Raw genomic sequence first — 16,625 nt, 5'->3', positions numbered from 1 at the left:
AATCCCAGGCAAATTGTTAGTTTACGTAAACAGATTATTACACCGGGGTTATACTTGGTTAACATTAAACTAAATTTAATAAATTAGTTGATAATTATGTCCCTAAATTTAGAACATGTTTCCCTTAAAAAATCATAATTTTATTTTTCTTGCATTTGTACTATCTGTTTGTTTATTAACAAGTTGCTCAACCAATAAAATCATTTCAAAAAAAGTAGCTAAAGAATTTAAAAATTCGCAGGTGATTAAGCAATATCAGGTTGGCTTTGCACTTTATAACCCGACAGATAAAAAAATGATTTTTCAGAAAGATGCCGATAAGTATTTTACCCCGGCATCTAATACCAAACTTTACACTTTTTTTGCGAGCTTAAAAATGCTGCCAGACTTAATGCCTGCCTTAAGATATATTGAGCAGAATGATTCATTGATTTTTTGGGGAACCGGAGATCCGGCTTTTTTACAATTTGCAGTAAAAGACAAATCGGCCTACAACTTTCTCCTGTCATCAAATAAAAAGCTGTTCTTTTCTGCAGGGCGATATTCGGGTAATTTCTTTGGCGATGGCTGGTCGTGGGATGATTACGATTATTATTATCAGCCAGAAATTACCGAAATGCCTATTATGGATAACATGGTTACTTCTACTTATGCCGGTCCAAATAAAATTAATATTGAACCAAAGGTTTTTGCTCCATGTTTTGAAATAGATTCTACAAAGAAAATGGGCGGCTTTCAAGTAAGCAGAGATTTTTTAAGCAACCGCTTTCATTATCCAGCCGTTGCGGTAAAGCCAGGCTACAATCAACAAAACCCATATAAAACCAGTGCACAAGTTACTGTCGAAATATTAGCAGATACTTTACACAAACCTGTTGGCATAATAAATCTAAAAATACCATCAGATGCTAAAACCTTACCTGGCGCAAAGCGCGATTCGGTTTTAAAGCATATGATGCTGCCCAGCGACAATTTTATTGCTGAGCATTTGTTGTTGGTTTGCTCCAACCAGATTGGCGATACCTTAAGTACAACAAAAGCGATAGATTACATCACGAAAAATTATCTTTCTTTTCTACCTGATAAAATAAAATGGGTTGATGGATCTGGCTTGTCCCGTCAGAATTTATTTACTCCCCGTGATAATGTATACCTCCTTGATTCTATTTACAGATTGGTAAACAACCCGGAAAAGCTTTTTAATCTATTACCTGCCGGTGGTAAAAGTGGCACTTTAAAAAGTGCCTACCCCAAAACCGATAAACCTTTTGTTTTCGGAAAAACAGGTTCGCTCGGGGGTGTTCATAATCAAAGTGGATATGTACGCACAAAAAAGGGAAAAACATATATTTATTCTTTCATGAACAACAGCTTTATAAAACCAACTGCCGAGGTACGTACAGAAATGGTGAGGATAATCACTTATATACACGATAATTTTTAAATGTATGTAGCATAAAAAACACCTAACCTATGAAAAAAATCTACCTATTGATTGGCATTTCTACCCTGCTCATCATGTCATCTTGTAAGAAAAACGATCCTATAACAGTTCCAACTGAACCTCCTATGCCTAATACACCATATGTGCCCGACAACAGTTTTAAAGTTATAAGCTATTTTCCAAGTTACCGGGATCCGGCCGGTGTTGCAGACTCGAAGTTCAAAATGATTACGCATCTGTTTTATGCCTTTCTAAACCCCAATACAGATGGAAGTTTAGTGGCATTGGCACAACCTGACCGGTTTACAACCGTAATGCAAAAAGCAAGGGCAAATGGCGTAAAAACAGGTATTTCGATATCTGGCACGAAAAGTATTTTTGTAACCATGGCAGCATCAGCAACAGCCAGAAACCTGTTTGTAAAAAACGTACTCGCTTTTGTTAAAACAAATAATCTTGACGGCGTAGATATGGACTGGGAGTATCCAAGTACCAGCGATGGATCGGCAGACAATTACGTCCTTTTAATGAAAGAACTTTCAGATTCGCTGCACAAAAACCATAAATTTTTAAGCGCAGCTATAACCCCGGGTGTATATGCGGGCAGTATTCGTGATGGATTAAAATTGGAAGTTTTCCCTGCCGTAGATTTCTTTAATATTATGGTTTATGATGGCATTGGTTGGGATAAAAATGAGCCTTTTCAACATGCATCGTACAATATGGCCGTTGCCAGTTTAAATTACTGGCTAAGCACGCGCGGTATGCCAAAGGAAAAAGCCGTTTTAGGTATCCCGGCTTATGGTAAAAATGCCAGTAATTCGGCGAAAGCTTATCGCGATTTTGTAGCCGCGGGCGCAGATATAAGTTTAGATAATGCATTAATTGATGGTGTTCAATTTTACTTTAATGGAACGATAACCACCAGGAAAAAAGCTAAACTCGCTAAAGATATTGCAAATGGAATCATGTTCTGGGAATTTTACCATGATGACAATGGCGATAAATCTATTATCCGTGCTGCAAATGATGAGCTTGGCAGAAACTATAATTAATATGAAGCTTAACTTTAAATCGATTGGTCAACCCTTTTCTAACAAAATAAATATTGGGGGAAGTACCTATTTATATTTTGGCGGAACAGCTTATTTGGGCATTCCTCAAAACCAGGATTTTATTGATTTATATATTGAAGGGATTAAAAAATTCGGTTTAAACAACGGAACAAGTCGCACCAATAATATTCAATTAGGTATTTACGACGATGCCGAAAAAGTAGCTGCGGCTCGGTATGGAGCAGAAGCGGCCCTAATTACTTCAAGTGGTTATTTAGCTGCGCAGCTTACTGTTAATGCTTTGTCGAAACTAGGACAGGTAATTTATGCCCCCGCAGCACACCCATCCTTGTGGTTAGCAGAAAATCAAACCAGAAACTTCATATCGTTTAAAGCATGGGAACTGGAAACGATTGAAAGGATAAACAGATCTGATGAAAAGACCTGGGTTTTGATTAGCAATTCTATGAACAATCTTATACCCGAAATTTATAATTTCGATTTTGTAAAAAAAATCAGCAGGGATAAAAATATAATTCTGATTGTTGACGATTCTCATGGAATAGGTGTAAACAACAATGGTATAGGGGCCATTGTAAATCTCCCCAAACAAGAGAACATCGAAAATGTAGTTGTTGCCTCTATGGCGAAAGCTTTGGGTGTAGATGCAGGTATTGTTTTGGCCTCCAATAAAATAACGGATAAACTTAAGAGTACAAACACTTTTATTGGTGCCTCTCCATCTAGTCCAGCCGCGCTCTATGCATTTATCCATGCCGAAGAAATATATCGAAAGGCTTTAAACAAACTTAAAAACAACATGCTGCTGTTTGAAACAGCATTAGATCTTACCTGGAAACATGAATGGGATTTTCCTGTTTATCTGCTGGGTGATGTAAATTTCTCACAGCATCTTTTACAAAAGCAGATCCTGATTTCGTCTTTCCCTTATCCAGATCCTACCGGCGAAACCTTAAACCGTATAGTGCTTTCTGCCTGGCATGAAAAAGATGATATTGAAAAGCTAATCGCTGCTATAAATTTTTAACCTTTTATCCAATTAATTTTCGAATATTTATAACATGAAAAAACTGTTCGTATTACTTTTGTTAACGCTGCTCTTTGCCAATATGGTTTCTGCACAAACCACTAATGTTTGGATTGTTAGACATGCAGAGAAAGATAAATCGAACCCACAGGATACCAACCCCAACCTCTCTGATGAAGGAAGAATCCGTGCAGGAGATTTAGCAACCTACCTAAAAAAGATAAAATTTGATGTTGCTTTTGCCACACCAACAAAAAGAACGCATCAAACATTAGATTCATTGGTGATTCCGAAGGTGATTGATTATAAAGACATCAAATCACTTGTAGATAGTATTAAAACCAATTATGTTGGCAAAACCGTTATTGTAGCGGGCCATTCTAATACCGTGTTGCAGATTATTGAAGCCCTTGGAGGCAAAAAGCCTAAAGATGAATTAACTGATGATGATTACGATTATATTTTTGAGCTATCAGTAAAGGCAGATAAGGCCAGGGTAAAAATGGAACAATACGGGAGGCCGCATCATTTGTAGTTTAGTGGTGTCTGGTGTTACCACCTGACACTTGTTACACTAAATACCAATAATTAGTGTAAGATGACAGCATCTTATACCACGGATAGATAGTATAATAAAAATAGTCGACGTTAGGTTAATTCTAGTGGTGTCCGGTGTTACCACCTGACACTCGTTAACTAAATACCAATAATTAGTGTAAGATGGCAACATCTTACACCACGGAAAAGGTTAGATTTCTCCATTCCATTGCGTTCCATTCGAAACGACTAAACTAATTTGGTATACTCTCGCCTATTGAACTATGACTATTGAATAAATTTACCATTGAGAAGTTAAGAAAATTAAGGTTTTAAGAATGTAGAATCAGGTCCTGAAAAAGTTCAGGATGACGCTCATCCTAAAGATTATAACTTGGTATCCAAACTAATGAACTACTGGCTAATGAACCAATTAACCACTAAAGCTTCTCGAAGGGAATATCCATTAAGTCGAACTTTTTCCAACCAGAGAAATCGTAGTGCCACCATTCATTTTCTAGCACATTCATCTGATACTTGCCCATTATAGCAATCAGAAAATCGCGGTTTTTTTTTGCCTCTGGCGATACATTTTTGTATTTCGCCGCGGCAGCAGCCAAAAAACTATCGTAAGGAGTTGGCATTGTTATTTCTTTGCCCGTTTTCAGATCAATCAGGGTTAAATCTACCGCACAGCCCCTATTATGCTTAGATCCTTTCGATGGGTTAGCTACAAAATTTTTATCACTGGCCTTTTTATAAAACTCAACAGTAACAGCATAAGGCCGATAACCATCGAATATTTTTAAACCATAGCCTTTTTTATTTAATTCCTTTTGGATTTTTTTTAACGATTCTACTACTGGCTTTCTGGCAAAAGCTCTTGCCTGTTTATACATCACCTGTTGCATAAAATTATTATTGGTAGCGTAGCGGATATCTAATTTGATATTGGGAATGGCTTTTTTAATTTCAATCAATTCATTATCCGAATTCGTTTTTATAGATGTCAGATATTGATTATAAGAACTCACCACTACCAGCTTCTTTTTAGGTATTGGTGTGCTTTGGGCAATAGCAAATAAAGAAAATAATACAAAAAATATAAGGCAACTTACTTTCATAACAGAATTGGCTTAAGTTGGCCGTCATTGTGAGGAGGAATAACGAGGCAATCTTAAAACGATCGCTACAGACCAAAGCTTTAGAATTGCTTCGTGCCTCTCAATGACGAAAATGTAATTATTGATTCGAAACCACTAATAACTCAAGATCTTTAAATGGTAGATTAAACATATCGGCCAAATCTTTATTGGTACAATTACCTTGATAAATATATAGCGCTTCGCGTATACCTGGATTATTCCAAACCATATTCATTAGGCCACCAAATTCACCAATATCTAACAAAATAGGTGCAAAAATGTTCGTCAATGCGTATGATGCCGTTCTTGGCACACGCGAGGCAATATTAGGCACACAATAGTGGATTACATCGTATTTTCTGAATACGGGATTGGTATGGTTGGTCACTTCTGAAGTTTCAAAACAACCTCCCTGATCAATACTCACATCGATTACCACCGAGTGTGGTTTCATTCGGGCAACGGTTTCTTCCATTACTACACACGGGCTACGGCCGTGCGAAGCTCTTATGGCACCTATTACCACGTCGCAGGTTACAATAGCTTTGTTCAAAACAATAGGTTGCATTACCGAAGTAAATACCCTGCTACCCAAATTATTCTGCAAGCGGCGTAAGCGGTAAATGGAACTATCGAAAACTTTTACTTCGGCACCTAATGCCAAGGCCGTTCTGGCGGCATATTCGCCCACCGTTCCAGCGCCCAAAATAACGATTTCTGTTGGGGGAACACCAGTAAAGCCTCCTAGCATTAATCCCTTACCTCCTGTTACATTGCTCAAATATTCTGCAGCAATTAAAATGGAGGTCGACCCTACTATCTCGCTCATAGCACGTACCACGCTCAACACATTACCCTCATCGCGAAGATTCTCAAAACATAATGCATTAATCTTTTTGTGCATTAATGCCTTCAGGTAATCTTGCTTTAAAGTTCCCGTTTGTAGCGAAGAAATAAGTGTTTGCCCCTTATGCATCATCTCAATCTCTTCCAGCGTGGGCGGCGCAATTTTCACCAGGATATCTGCATCAAAAACTTCTTTTTTGTTATAGGCAATTTTAGCGCCCTGCTCGGCATACTCCGTATCAGAAAAATTAGCTCCAGTGCCGGCCCCACTTTCTAAAACAACACGGTGCCCGTTGTTTATCAACAACGCTACAGATAAAGGGGTTAATGCAATTCTATTTTCCTGAAAAGAAATTTCCTTGGGTATTCCTATATATAGACTGTTTTTTTTATTTCTGGTTTCCAGCTTTGCCTCTTGCGTTTGTAGTAAACCCTGACGAGCTATATCGGCCATTCCTTCGCGTAATCCTGTAGCCATGTTAAATTTAAAATTTTGATAGTTTTAGGTTGTTCAAGGTACGGAAAATCTGTTAATTTATTGATAACTAAATGTTATACCTTCGAAAGCCTGAATAATCTGCGGTTTTCATCCAACACATTAATCTCAATTTTAATAAGTTTTTCGGGTAACAATTCTTCCACCCGCTCCGGCCATTCTATTAAACAAACACCACCACCATAAAAATACTCTTCATAACCCAAGTCATAAGCTTCATGAATATCTTTTATTCTATAAAAATCGAAATGGAACACCGGACCTTTAGGGCTTTCGTATTCATTAACGATAGAATAGGTCGGGCTCGAAACTACATCATCAACACCCAAGTGTTTACAGAAATTTTTAATGAAGGTTGTTTTTCCAGCTCCCATATCGCCTTCAAAAATGAAGACCTTTTGGTCACCGGCAAAATCTGAAAGCTGCTGTGCAACAGCAGGTAAATCTGCTAAACTATTAACTTCGATATCCATTTAATAAAATAAAAGCAAAAGTAATACATAATTGCATTGCTTTTGCCTTTTATACATCGTTTCGACCGCATTGGAGAAATCTTTCCCGAAATGACCTTGCCAAAGATTTCTCCATTCCGCTGTGCTCCAGTTGAAATGACGAATTTATTTATATTCTATCTTGGCGAATACGTCACCACCGGAATAATCATTTCCTCGAGTGAAATACCTCCATGCTGGAAGGTTTCGTTGTAATAGTTCACAAACTGATTGTAATTATTCGGATAAACGAAATAGCTATCCTCTCTTGCAAAGATATAACTGCTACTGATGTTGATTTTAGGCAACAAAGCATCGTGAGGGTTTTTAATCAAAAACACATCCTTTACGTTAAAATTGAGGTTTCTACCTTGTTTGTATCTTAAATTGGTATTTGTACTTCTATCGCCGATTACCTTAACCGGTTTTTTAACACGGATGGTTCCGTGATCGGTGGTAATGATTACTTTTACCTTTTTCTGAGAGATTTTTTTCAGTAAGTCCCAAAGTGGTGAATGCTCAAACCAAGATAAAGTTAGGGAGCGGTAAGCAGCGTCATCATTAGCCAGCTCGCGGATCATCTGCATATCCGTTCGGGCATGACTTAACATATCAACAAAATTGAATACAATCGCATTGAAATCGTTTTGTAACAAATTATTCGTCTGGTCTACCAAATCCTTTCCCTGTTCGAAAGTTAAGATTTTGTTATAACTAAACTTACAATCTTTCCTGATGTTGCGTTTAATATTATCGGCTAAAAAAGCCTCTTCGTGCATATTTTTCCCACCTTCGTCATCATCGTTCTGCCAAAGCTGAGGGAAACGTTTCTCCATATCCAAAGGCATCATTCCTGAAAAAATGGCGTTACGGGCATATTGTGTGGCCGTGGGTAAAATACTGGTGTACATATCCTCCTCGTCAATCCTGAAATATTCAGAAATTAAAGGATTGATGATTTTCCACTGATCGTACCTTAAATTATCAATGAGGATAAAAAAGACAGGTGTTGTCTCGTTAATATGTGGGAAAGCCTTTTTCTTTAACAGTTCGTTAGAAAGCAACGGGGCTTTATCTTTTTCTTTAATCCACCCTAAATAATGTTCTTCAACAAATTTAGAAAACTGCGCATTGGCTTCTTGTTTTTGCATGGTTAAAATTTCATGCATCTGCGGATCATCTAATTTTTCTAGCTCAAGCTCCCAAAAAACAATCTTCTTATAAACCTCAACCCACTCTTCATAATTCAGCCTATCTCCTAAGGTCATTCCTAAACGGCGGAAATCCTGTTGATAAGCCATAGAAGTTTTCTCGCTTACCAGGCGTTTGTTATCAATCAGTTTTTTAATAGTTAACAAAACCTGTTTCGGGTTTACCGGTTTAATCAGGTAATCGTCAATCTTGCTGCCAATCGCATCCTCCATCAAATTTTCTTCTTCACTTTTCGTAATCAGCACAACGGGAACATCTGGATTAAGATTTTTAATGGCCGATAGGGTTTCGATCCCACTCATACCGGGCATATTTTCGTCCAAAAAAACCAGATCAAAATGAGCTTTCCCAAATGCTTCCAGCGCATCGTTTCCATTGGTAAATGTGGTTACATTATAACCTTTATCATTTAGTAATAATATATGAGGTTTTAATAAGTCGATTTCATCATCGGCCCATAATATTTTAGTTTCTTGCATGTTATTGTAAAAATAGGTAAGTATTGCTTTTTAATTTTGGCAGGTAAATCAAACTGTAAATAAAAATAGCAATTTTTGTACCGTATCTATCTATTTAACTATTTTTAACGATTGAACAAGAAGAAAATAATAAATGACCCGGTATACGGTTTTATCAGCATTCCGTCCGAATTAGTTTACGATGTGATCTCACATCCTTATTTCCAGCGTTTGCGCTACATCAAACAGCTCGGAATGACTCATTTGGTTTATCCAGGTGCTCTACATACACGTTTCCACCATGCATTAGGTGCCATGCATTTAATGAATTTAGCCATAAATCTTTTAAGGAGTAAAGGCCATACCATAACCGATGGTGAAGAAGAATCCGCCATTTTGGCCATTTTATTGCACGATATCGGCCATGGTCCTTTTTCGCATGCATTAGAACATTCTTTGGTAAGTGGAATTAGGCACGAAGATATTTCGACAAAACTGATGCATGATCTGAATGCACATTTTGATGGACGTTTAACCCATGCCATTGAGATTTTTAACGGTACCTACCCTAAAAAATTTCTACATCAATTAATTTCTGGTCAGTTAGATCTAGATAGAATGGATTATTTAAACCGCGACAGCTTTTTTACGGGTGTTAGCGAAGGTGTAATCAGTTTCGATCGGATTATTAAGATGTTTAACGTTTACGATGATGATTTGGTAATTGAGGAGAAAGGCATTTATTCCATCGAGAAATTTTTAATCGCCCGGAGATTGATGTACTGGCAGGTTTATCTGCACAAAACCGTTATTTCTGGCGAGATGATTTTGGTAAAATTATTAGAGCGTGCAAAAGAACTATCAGCCGCTGGAGCCGATTTATTTGCTTCACCATCATTAAATTATTTTTTGAAAAACGATATTAACGAGGCTAATTTCTTCTCTCAGCACGAAAATCTCGAGCATTTTACCAACCTCGACGACCAGGATATTTATGCAGCCGTTAAAGTTTGGGCCAAACATGACGATAAAATTTTGTCTACTTTATGTAAAATGCTTACTTCCAGAAATCTCTATAAGGTAGAAATGGGTAACGAAATGGCTAATCGCGACCGTGTAAACTTTTTGCAGGATGCCGCTATTAATTTATTAGAAATCAAACCGGAAGAGGTCCGATATTTCGTTTTTACCGATTCTATTCAAAACCGCGCTTATAATGCCGGTGTTGGAAATATTAAGATTTTGATGAAAAATAACGATATTGTTGATATTGCAAAGGCATCTGATTTATCTAACCTGGAGTCGCTGCAAAAAACGGTAGAAAAATATATCCTCTGTTACCCCAGAGGGATTTAAAGTTATTTAACAAAATATTTAACTTTTAGTGCCGTTTTAAGTCTTATTATTGTGTAAAATATACACCTTTAACCCGAGCAGGTTTTTTTGTTCATATCAATTTAACATATACCTTTGTACGATGCAATTTACTGCCACGCAGATAAGTCAGTTTCTAAACGGTTCCATTGATGGTAACCCTGATGTAGCCGTTACCGAACTTTCTAAAATAGAAGACGGGAAGGAAGGCTCTTTGTCTTTTCTTTCGAACCCTAAGTACGAAAACTTTTTGTATTCTACTCAGGCGTCAGTTGTTATCGTATCAAAGGATTTCGCTCCTACACAACCATATACCAGTACATTAATACGTGTAGAAAATCCATACAGCGCTTTTACAATCTTATTAGATAAATACAACGAAGCCGTTAATGCCCAAACCACACAATCCGGAATTGATAAACTGGCATTCGTTCATCCAACGGCAAAAATTGGCAAGAATGTCTTTATAGATGCTTTTGCATATGTTGCTGAGAATGTAGAAATTGCCGATGGCTGTAAAATAAATTCGCAAACCTTTATCGGTGCGAATTCTAAGGTCGGTAATAACAGCACTTTTTTCCCTGGTGTAAAAATTTATCACAATTCTATAATCGGTAGCAGAGTTGTTATTCATTCCAATACCGTTATCGGAAGCGATGGCTTTGGTTTTGCCCCACAAAAAGACGGCACTTACAATAAAATCCCACAGATTGGAAACGTTATCATCGAAGACGATGTAGAAATTGGCGCAAATACAACCGTAGATCGTGCAACAATGGGATCAACAATTGTAAAAAAAGGTGCAAAAATCGATAATCTGATCCAAATTGCGCACAATGTAGAGATTGGCGAAAACACTGTGCTAGCCGCTCAATCAGGTATATCAGGAAGTACAAAAATTGGCCCTAACAGTGTTGTTGGCGGTCAGGTTGGTATAGCCGGGCACTTAACATTGGCAAAAGGCACACAGATTGGTGCACAGGCTGGCATTAATTTTAATATTACAGAAGAAAATAAACAATGGCATGGTAGTCCGGCGCAGCCACTGCGCAACTGGATGCGTGCCTCAGTAATTTTCAAACATCTTCCAGATGTAGAAAAAAGAATAAATGCGCTCGAAGAGGAATTGAAAAAGCTTACAGCTGAACTGGAAAAGAATACAATACACAATGAACGTTAGACAAAAAACGATTAAACAAGAAATATCAGCATCTGGTGTTGGTTTACACACAGGCGCTAATGTTACTTTAACATTTTGCCCGGCCCCCGAAAATCATGGCTTTAAATTTCAGCGTATTGATTTAGATGGCCACCCCATTATTGAAGCCGATGCAGATAACGTTACCGATACCTCACGAGGCACCACACTTACCCAAAATGGCGCTAGCGTAAGTACTGTAGAGCACGTAATGGCGTCGCTGGTTGGTATGGACCTCGATAACGTACTCATTAAATTAGATGGTCCAGAAACACCAATTATGGACGGAAGCTCTATCCAGTTTGTTGATTTACTGGAAGAAGTAGGTACAGTTGAGCAAAATGCGGACCGCGAGTATTTCACCATTCCGCATAACATTACCTATACCGAAGAAGATAGGAAAGTGGAAATTGTGGCCATGCCGTTAGACGACTATCGTTTTACGTGTATGATCGATTATAACTCTCCTGTTCTGGGTAGCCAACACGCAGGCATTAATACCATTGCAGAGTTTAAGAAAGAAATTGCCTCTTGTCGTACTTTCTGTTTCCTTCACGAATTGGAATACCAGTTATCGCACAATTTAATTAAAGGCGGCGATTTAAATAACGCCATTGTAATTGTAGACAAAGAAGTTACGAAAGATGAATTAAGCCACCTGGCTAAATTATTTAACCGTAAAGATATCGATGTTGCCCCGCAAGGGATTTTGAACAACATGGAACTGCGTTATCAAAACGAGCCTGCCCGTCATAAATTATTAGATATGATTGGCGATTTGGCTTTAGTTGGGATGCATTTAAAAGGCCATATTATGGCTGCCCGCCCTGGCCACGCTGCAAACGTTGCCTTTGCAAAAAAGATTAAAGCAGCCATTAAAAAAGAGAAAAACAAAAAAATACAAAAGGTATACGATCCAAATGCAAAACCATTATTTGATGTAGTTAAAATAATGGAGATTTTGCCACACCGTCAGCCATTTTTATTTGTTGATAAGATATTGGAACTCTCTAAAAACCATGTGGTAGGCGTTAAAAACGTAACCATGAACGAAGAGTTCTTTAAAGGCCACTTTCCTGGTGCCCCGGTATTTCCGGGTGTATTGCAGATTGAGTCTATGGCACAGGTTGGCGGAATCCTTGTCCTCTGTACGGTTCCCGATCCTGAAAATTACCTTACTTATTTCCTAAAAATAGATAACGTACGCTTTAGAGCTCAGGTTCTTCCTGGCGATACTATTGTTTTCCGTTGCGATTTACTTGAACCCATCAGAAGGGGCATTGCCCAGATGAAAGGTGTGGGTATGGTTGGCGAAAAAATCGTTGTCGAAGCCGAAATGATGGCTCAAATTTCAAAAGTTAAACAAGCAGAACCCGCTCAATAATGATACAACCCTTAGCATATATACATCCTCAGGCAAAAATTGCCGAAAACGTGGTAATTGAACCTTTTGTCGTGATACATAAAGATGTTGTGATTGGAGAGGGAACGTGGATCGGATCGAACGTTACCATTATGGATGGTGCACGTATCGGTAAAAACTGCCGCATCTTTCCTGGTGCGGTGATTTCTGGCGAGCCTCAGGATCTAAAATTTGCCGGTGAGGTAACCACTGCAGAAATTGGCGACAATACCACCATCCGCGAATGTGTAACCATTAACCGGGGTACTAAAGATAAATGGAAAACGGTTATCGGTAGTAATTGTCTTATCCAGGCCTATTCGCACATTGCACACGATTGCGAGGTTGGAAACAACTGTATTTTTTCTAACAGCACCACTTTAGCTGGCCACATTACCATTGGTAACAATGTTGTTCTGGCTGGTTTGGTTGCCATACATCAGTTTGTTAAAGTAGGTTCTTACGCCTTTGTAACTGGTGGTTCATTGGTACGTAAAGATGTTCCACCTTATGTTAAAGCAGCTCGGGAACCACTTTCTTATGCGGGCATTAACTCTGTGGGTTTGCGTAGAAGAGGTTTTACCAATGAGCAGATTGATGAGATTCAAGAAATTTACCGCGTGCTTTTTGTAAAGCACAATAACGTAACGAAAGCTTTAGACATGATCGAAGCCGAATTTAAACCTACTGAAATACGTGATGAAATTGTAGATTTTATCCGCAATTCTAACCGGGGGGTAATGAAGGGTTTTGGCATGGGAAGCTAATAAGGTAGAAGGCCGAAGGTTTTGAGGTAGAGGGTAAAATCCATTGCCTTAACCAAATTCAAACAAATATTCATGAGTGATTTAACGCTGATCAGAACCGATTCAGAACATACCGATTTTAGAACATTGGTTGCCTTGCTCGATCAGGATTTAGCGATTAGAGATGGTGACGACCACTCTTTCTATGCTCAGTTTAATAAGATTGATAACATTAGGCAAGCGATTGTTGCTTATCACAATGGAAATCCTGTTGGCTGTGGCGCTATTAAACCTTTCTCAGCAACTGAGGCTGAGGTTAAAAGGATGTTTGTTCATCCGGATAATAGAAAACAAGGTATTGCCGCTAAAGTTTTAAATGCCCTGGAAAGCTGGGCCGCTGAACTTGGTTTTACTGCATGTGTATTAGAAACGGGCAAAAAACAGCCAGAGGCCTTTGCGCTTTACAAAAAAGTAGGCTACAACATTATACCCAACTACGGGCAATATATTGGCGTTGATAACAGCGTTTGTATGTCTAAACTCCTAAACGCCTGGTAAAATGAATATCTCTTTAAATAACGTTGGAAGAAGGTTTAATAAGGAGTGGATCTTCAGAAATTTAAGTGCTGAATTTTCTTCTGGAAACAGTTATGCAATACTAGGCCCTAATGGCTCTGGTAAATCAACATTATTAAGTGTGCTAACAGGCAGTTTATCTCCTTCTGAGGGAGTAATCTCATTCTCCGATACAAAAGACATCCCGGTAGAAAACGTCTATAAATATATCAGTTTGGCTGCACCATACCTTGAATTGGTTGAGACTTTCACCCTAAGAGAGATTATTGACTTCCACTTTAAGTTCAAAAATTTTGCCCCGGGCCTTGATGCCAAAAAGCTGATCGGGATTTTAGGACTGGAAAAAGCAACAAACAAAGAAATTAAATACTTTTCATCGGGAATGAAACAAAGAACAAAACTGGCTTTGGCTTGCTGCACAGATACGCCAATTTTATTTTTAGATGAGCCAACCAGTAATTTAGACGTTCAGGGAATAAGTTGGTACCGTGAACTAATCGAAAATTTCGGAAAAGCGCGCTTAACAATAATTGGCTCTAATCAGATTCAGGAATATGATTTCTGCACAAATCAAATACAAATATCAGATTACAAGTAAGTTAACCAAAAACATCACCCCTTACGAAACGTCTGCTTTGTCATACATTTGTATTAAAAATAAATTTTTAAAAAAATATTTTGTAATTCACAAATTATATCTACCTTTGCACCACCAAAAAGAGAAACAATTATTTAATTTATCTCTCTAAGTAAAAGATCAAATTTTCCGTATTTCGGAATCAAAATATAGCCTGCAAAGGCAAAGAGTTTTTCATAGTTTAGTTTGAGGTTTAGGTTGATTATGCCTTTGGAGTGGTTCCCAAAGGCATTTCTTTTATACGGGTATTTTTCTTCATAAACCTCACAGATTATATTTTTTGCACATCCTATGAAACCCGTGAGGTTTTGATAGATCGGTTTTAAGGATTACATTCCTTTTTTTAACTTTGGCATTCAAAAATTGACAAAACAATATTTCATTATCAAATGGCAAAGGCATCAGAAGTAAAAAACGGAAACGTGCTTCGTTTTAACGGAGAGTTGGTAAGTGTTGAAGAGTACATCCACCGTACCCCAGGAAATTTAAGGGCTTTTTATCAGGCCCGTATGCGCAATGTAAAAACCGGAAAAATTGTAGAATACCGCTTCCGGACCGATGAGGAGGTGACCATATGCCGTGTAGAAACCAACGACTACCAGTATCTTTATGAAGATGGCGATTATTTAGTGGTCATGGACAACAATACTTTTGAGCAGTACAATATCCCCAAGTTGCTTTTCGGAAACTCCATTAAGTTTTTAAAAGAGGGCATGAATGTAACTGTCGCTTTTGAAAGTGATGAACCGATTGTTGCCCAGCTTCCTAATAGTGTAGAGCTGGAAATTACCTACTCTGAACCAGCTGTTAAAGGCGACACCTCTACCAGTGCACAAAAATATGCCACTGTAGAAACCGGCGCCGAAATTAGGGTTCCTTTGTTTATTAATCAAGGAGATAAGGTTAAGGTTGACACCAAAACCGGCGAATATATGGAACGGGTAAAATAATATGAATCGGGTTATAAATTTGCTTAAACCCTAAGCCTTATACCTTAAACCTTTATAGGTTTTTATCAAAATAATTTTACCTTTGCCGTCACGAAAAACTGAAATATAAATCCAATTTAGGATAACACAATATGGCAAAAGCATCAGAAATCAAAACAGGTAACATTCTTCGTGTAAATAACGAGCTGGTTACTGTTGACGAATGGAATCATCGTACACCTGGTAAAGGTGGTGCATTTTACACCGGTAAATTCCGTAACATTAAAACAGGTAGAATTGTAGAAGCCCGTATGAATACAGACGAGGCTGTTGAAATTTGCCGTGTAGAAACCAACGATTACCAATACCTTTACGAAGATGGCAACTACCTGGTAGTAATGGACAATAACTCTTACGAGCAATTTAATGTTGAAAAAACCTTATTCGGTTCTGCAATTAAATTCTTAAAAGAAGGTATGAACATTATTGTTTCTATGGAAAGCGATGAGGCTATTATGGCACAATTACCGAACTTCGCCGAATTTGAAATCACCTACTCTGAACCAGCTGTTAAAGGCGATACTTCTACAAACGCTTTAAAAGCAGCAACATTAGAAAATGGCGTTGAAGTTAAAGTACCAATGTTTGTTAACCAGGGAGATAAAATTAAAATTGACACCCGTACAGGCGACTACGTTGAGCGTGTAAAATAGTTAGTAAGATTTAACTGAGCCCTTGAATTAGCTTTCAAGGGCTTTTTTATTTAGATTTTACGTCATTTCGAGGGATAATTTATGCACAATATCAGTGAAAGAGGTTTTTTTGCAATGATAGGCTGCGAGGAATCATCATTGCGAGAAGGCTTTTCAGCCGACGAAGCAATCTTACAACGAGCGCTACTAGCGTGTGCTTTAAGATTGCTTCGTTCCTCGCAATTGTAAAGGTTTAGTAATTCGGTAACAGAATTAGCTTTGTAAATAGCTAATTATGATTTATGCGAATAAACACTAATGACCTTACCTTAAAGCGCA

16 protein-coding genes are annotated in these 16,625 nt (G+C 38.0%); 12 read left to right on the top strand and 4 right to left on the bottom strand.

Features of this window, described 5'->3' with window-relative positions; genetic code table 11:
- The first annotated feature begins 115 nt into the window (after positions 1 to 115).
- The 4 genes from HDC90_RS09375 to HDC90_RS09360 are packed head-to-tail and all read left to right on the top strand — an operon-like array spanning position 116 to position 4,082.
- The gene (locus HDC90_RS09375; protein ID WP_184465696.1) at positions 116 to 1,444 is read left to right on the top strand and encodes a D-alanyl-D-alanine carboxypeptidase; all 1,329 of its coding nucleotides are present in this window, start codon (positions 116 to 118) and stop codon (positions 1,442 to 1,444) included.
- Positions 1,445 to 1,473: 29 nt separating this feature from the next.
- Positions 1,474 to 2,499, top strand: coding sequence for a glycosyl hydrolase family 18 protein (locus tag HDC90_RS09370; protein WP_184465695.1), 1,026 nt, complete (start codon positions 1,474 to 1,476; stop codon positions 2,497 to 2,499).
- Positions 2,441 to 3,547: an aminotransferase class I/II-fold pyridoxal phosphate-dependent enzyme gene (locus tag HDC90_RS09365; RefSeq protein ID WP_255497571.1), complete on the top strand. Its 1,107-nt coding sequence runs from the start codon at positions 2,441 to 2,443 to the stop codon at positions 3,545 to 3,547. The genes HDC90_RS09370 and HDC90_RS09365 overlap by 59 nt, the downstream gene beginning before the upstream one ends.
- 34 nt (positions 3,548 to 3,581) lie before the next feature.
- The gene (locus HDC90_RS09360) at positions 3,582 to 4,082 is read left to right on the top strand and encodes a phosphoglycerate mutase family protein (RefSeq protein WP_184465694.1); all 501 of its coding nucleotides are present in this window, start codon (positions 3,582 to 3,584) and stop codon (positions 4,080 to 4,082) included.
- A gap of 442 nt (positions 4,083 to 4,524) precedes the next feature.
- On the opposite strand, the gene HDC90_RS09355 is transcribed toward HDC90_RS09360, so the two are convergent.
- The 4 genes from HDC90_RS09355 to HDC90_RS09340 form a co-directional block, all read right to left on the bottom strand.
- Positions 4,525 to 5,208 carry a M15 family metallopeptidase gene (locus HDC90_RS09355; protein WP_184465693.1) on the bottom strand — a complete coding sequence of 228 codons (684 nt, stop codon included), beginning with the start codon at positions 5,206 to 5,208 and terminating at the stop codon, positions 4,525 to 4,527.
- A 118-nt stretch (positions 5,209 to 5,326) separates the two neighbouring features.
- Complete coding sequence (locus tag HDC90_RS09350) at positions 5,327 to 6,553, bottom strand: alanine dehydrogenase (RefSeq protein WP_184465692.1); 1,227 nt, start codon at positions 6,551 to 6,553, stop codon at positions 5,327 to 5,329.
- 74 nt (positions 6,554 to 6,627) lie between these two features.
- Entirely contained in the window at positions 6,628 to 7,044 is a 417-nt protein-coding gene (gene tsaE / locus HDC90_RS09345; RefSeq protein ID WP_184465691.1) for a tRNA (adenosine(37)-N6)-threonylcarbamoyltransferase complex ATPase subunit type 1 TsaE, read from the bottom strand.
- A gap of 155 nt (positions 7,045 to 7,199) precedes the next feature.
- Positions 7,200 to 8,753 carry a PglZ domain-containing protein gene (locus HDC90_RS09340; protein ID WP_184465690.1) on the bottom strand — a complete coding sequence of 518 codons (1,554 nt, stop codon included), beginning with the start codon at positions 8,751 to 8,753 and terminating at the stop codon, positions 7,200 to 7,202.
- A gap of 111 nt (positions 8,754 to 8,864) precedes the next feature.
- Here HDC90_RS09340 and HDC90_RS09335 point away from each other — a divergent pair, with 111 nt between their 5' ends.
- The 8 genes from HDC90_RS09335 (at position 8,865) to efp (HDC90_RS09300) (ending at position 16,307) form a co-directional block, all read left to right on the top strand.
- A complete protein-coding gene (locus HDC90_RS09335) occupies positions 8,865 to 10,088 on the top strand; it encodes an HD domain-containing protein (protein WP_184465689.1) in 1,224 nt (407 codons plus the stop codon).
- A gap of 121 nt (positions 10,089 to 10,209) precedes the next feature.
- Positions 10,210 to 11,286, top strand: coding sequence for a UDP-3-O-(3-hydroxymyristoyl)glucosamine N-acyltransferase (gene lpxD, locus HDC90_RS09330; RefSeq protein WP_184465688.1), 1,077 nt, complete (start codon positions 10,210 to 10,212; stop codon positions 11,284 to 11,286).
- On the top strand, positions 11,276 to 12,688 hold the full coding sequence (locus tag HDC90_RS09325) for a bifunctional UDP-3-O-[3-hydroxymyristoyl] N-acetylglucosamine deacetylase/3-hydroxyacyl-ACP dehydratase (protein ID WP_184465687.1): 1,413 nt from the start codon (positions 11,276 to 11,278) through the stop codon (positions 12,686 to 12,688). Before lpxD ends, HDC90_RS09325 begins: the two co-directional genes overlap by 11 nt.
- The gene (gene lpxA, locus HDC90_RS09320) at positions 12,688 to 13,473 is read left to right on the top strand and encodes an acyl-ACP--UDP-N-acetylglucosamine O-acyltransferase (protein ID WP_010599175.1); all 786 of its coding nucleotides are present in this window, start codon (positions 12,688 to 12,690) and stop codon (positions 13,471 to 13,473) included. The genes HDC90_RS09325 and lpxA overlap by 1 nt, the downstream gene beginning before the upstream one ends.
- A gap of 72 nt (positions 13,474 to 13,545) precedes the next feature.
- Positions 13,546 to 14,010, top strand: coding sequence for a GNAT family N-acetyltransferase (locus HDC90_RS09315; RefSeq protein WP_184465686.1), 465 nt, complete (start codon positions 13,546 to 13,548; stop codon positions 14,008 to 14,010).
- Between the two features lies 1 nt (position 14,011).
- A complete protein-coding gene (locus tag HDC90_RS09310; protein WP_184465685.1) occupies positions 14,012 to 14,626 on the top strand; it encodes an ABC transporter ATP-binding protein in 615 nt (204 codons plus the stop codon).
- Between the two features lie 428 nt (positions 14,627 to 15,054).
- Positions 15,055 to 15,615 carry an elongation factor P gene (gene efp / locus HDC90_RS09305; RefSeq protein WP_184465684.1) on the top strand — a complete coding sequence of 187 codons (561 nt, stop codon included), beginning with the start codon at positions 15,055 to 15,057 and terminating at the stop codon, positions 15,613 to 15,615.
- A 131-nt stretch (positions 15,616 to 15,746) separates the two neighbouring features.
- The gene (efp, locus tag HDC90_RS09300) at positions 15,747 to 16,307 is read left to right on the top strand and encodes an elongation factor P (RefSeq protein ID WP_124558901.1); all 561 of its coding nucleotides are present in this window, start codon (positions 15,747 to 15,749) and stop codon (positions 16,305 to 16,307) included.
- Positions 16,308 to 16,625 lie beyond the last annotated feature (318 nt).

The sequence above is a fragment of the Pedobacter sp. AK013 genome (genome assembly GCF_014205835.1).
Classification (GTDB): domain Bacteria; phylum Bacteroidota; class Bacteroidia; order Sphingobacteriales; family Sphingobacteriaceae; genus Pedobacter.
The sequence above is the reverse complement of the archived record's forward strand: the minus strand, read 5'-3'. Positions and strand labels throughout refer to the sequence as shown.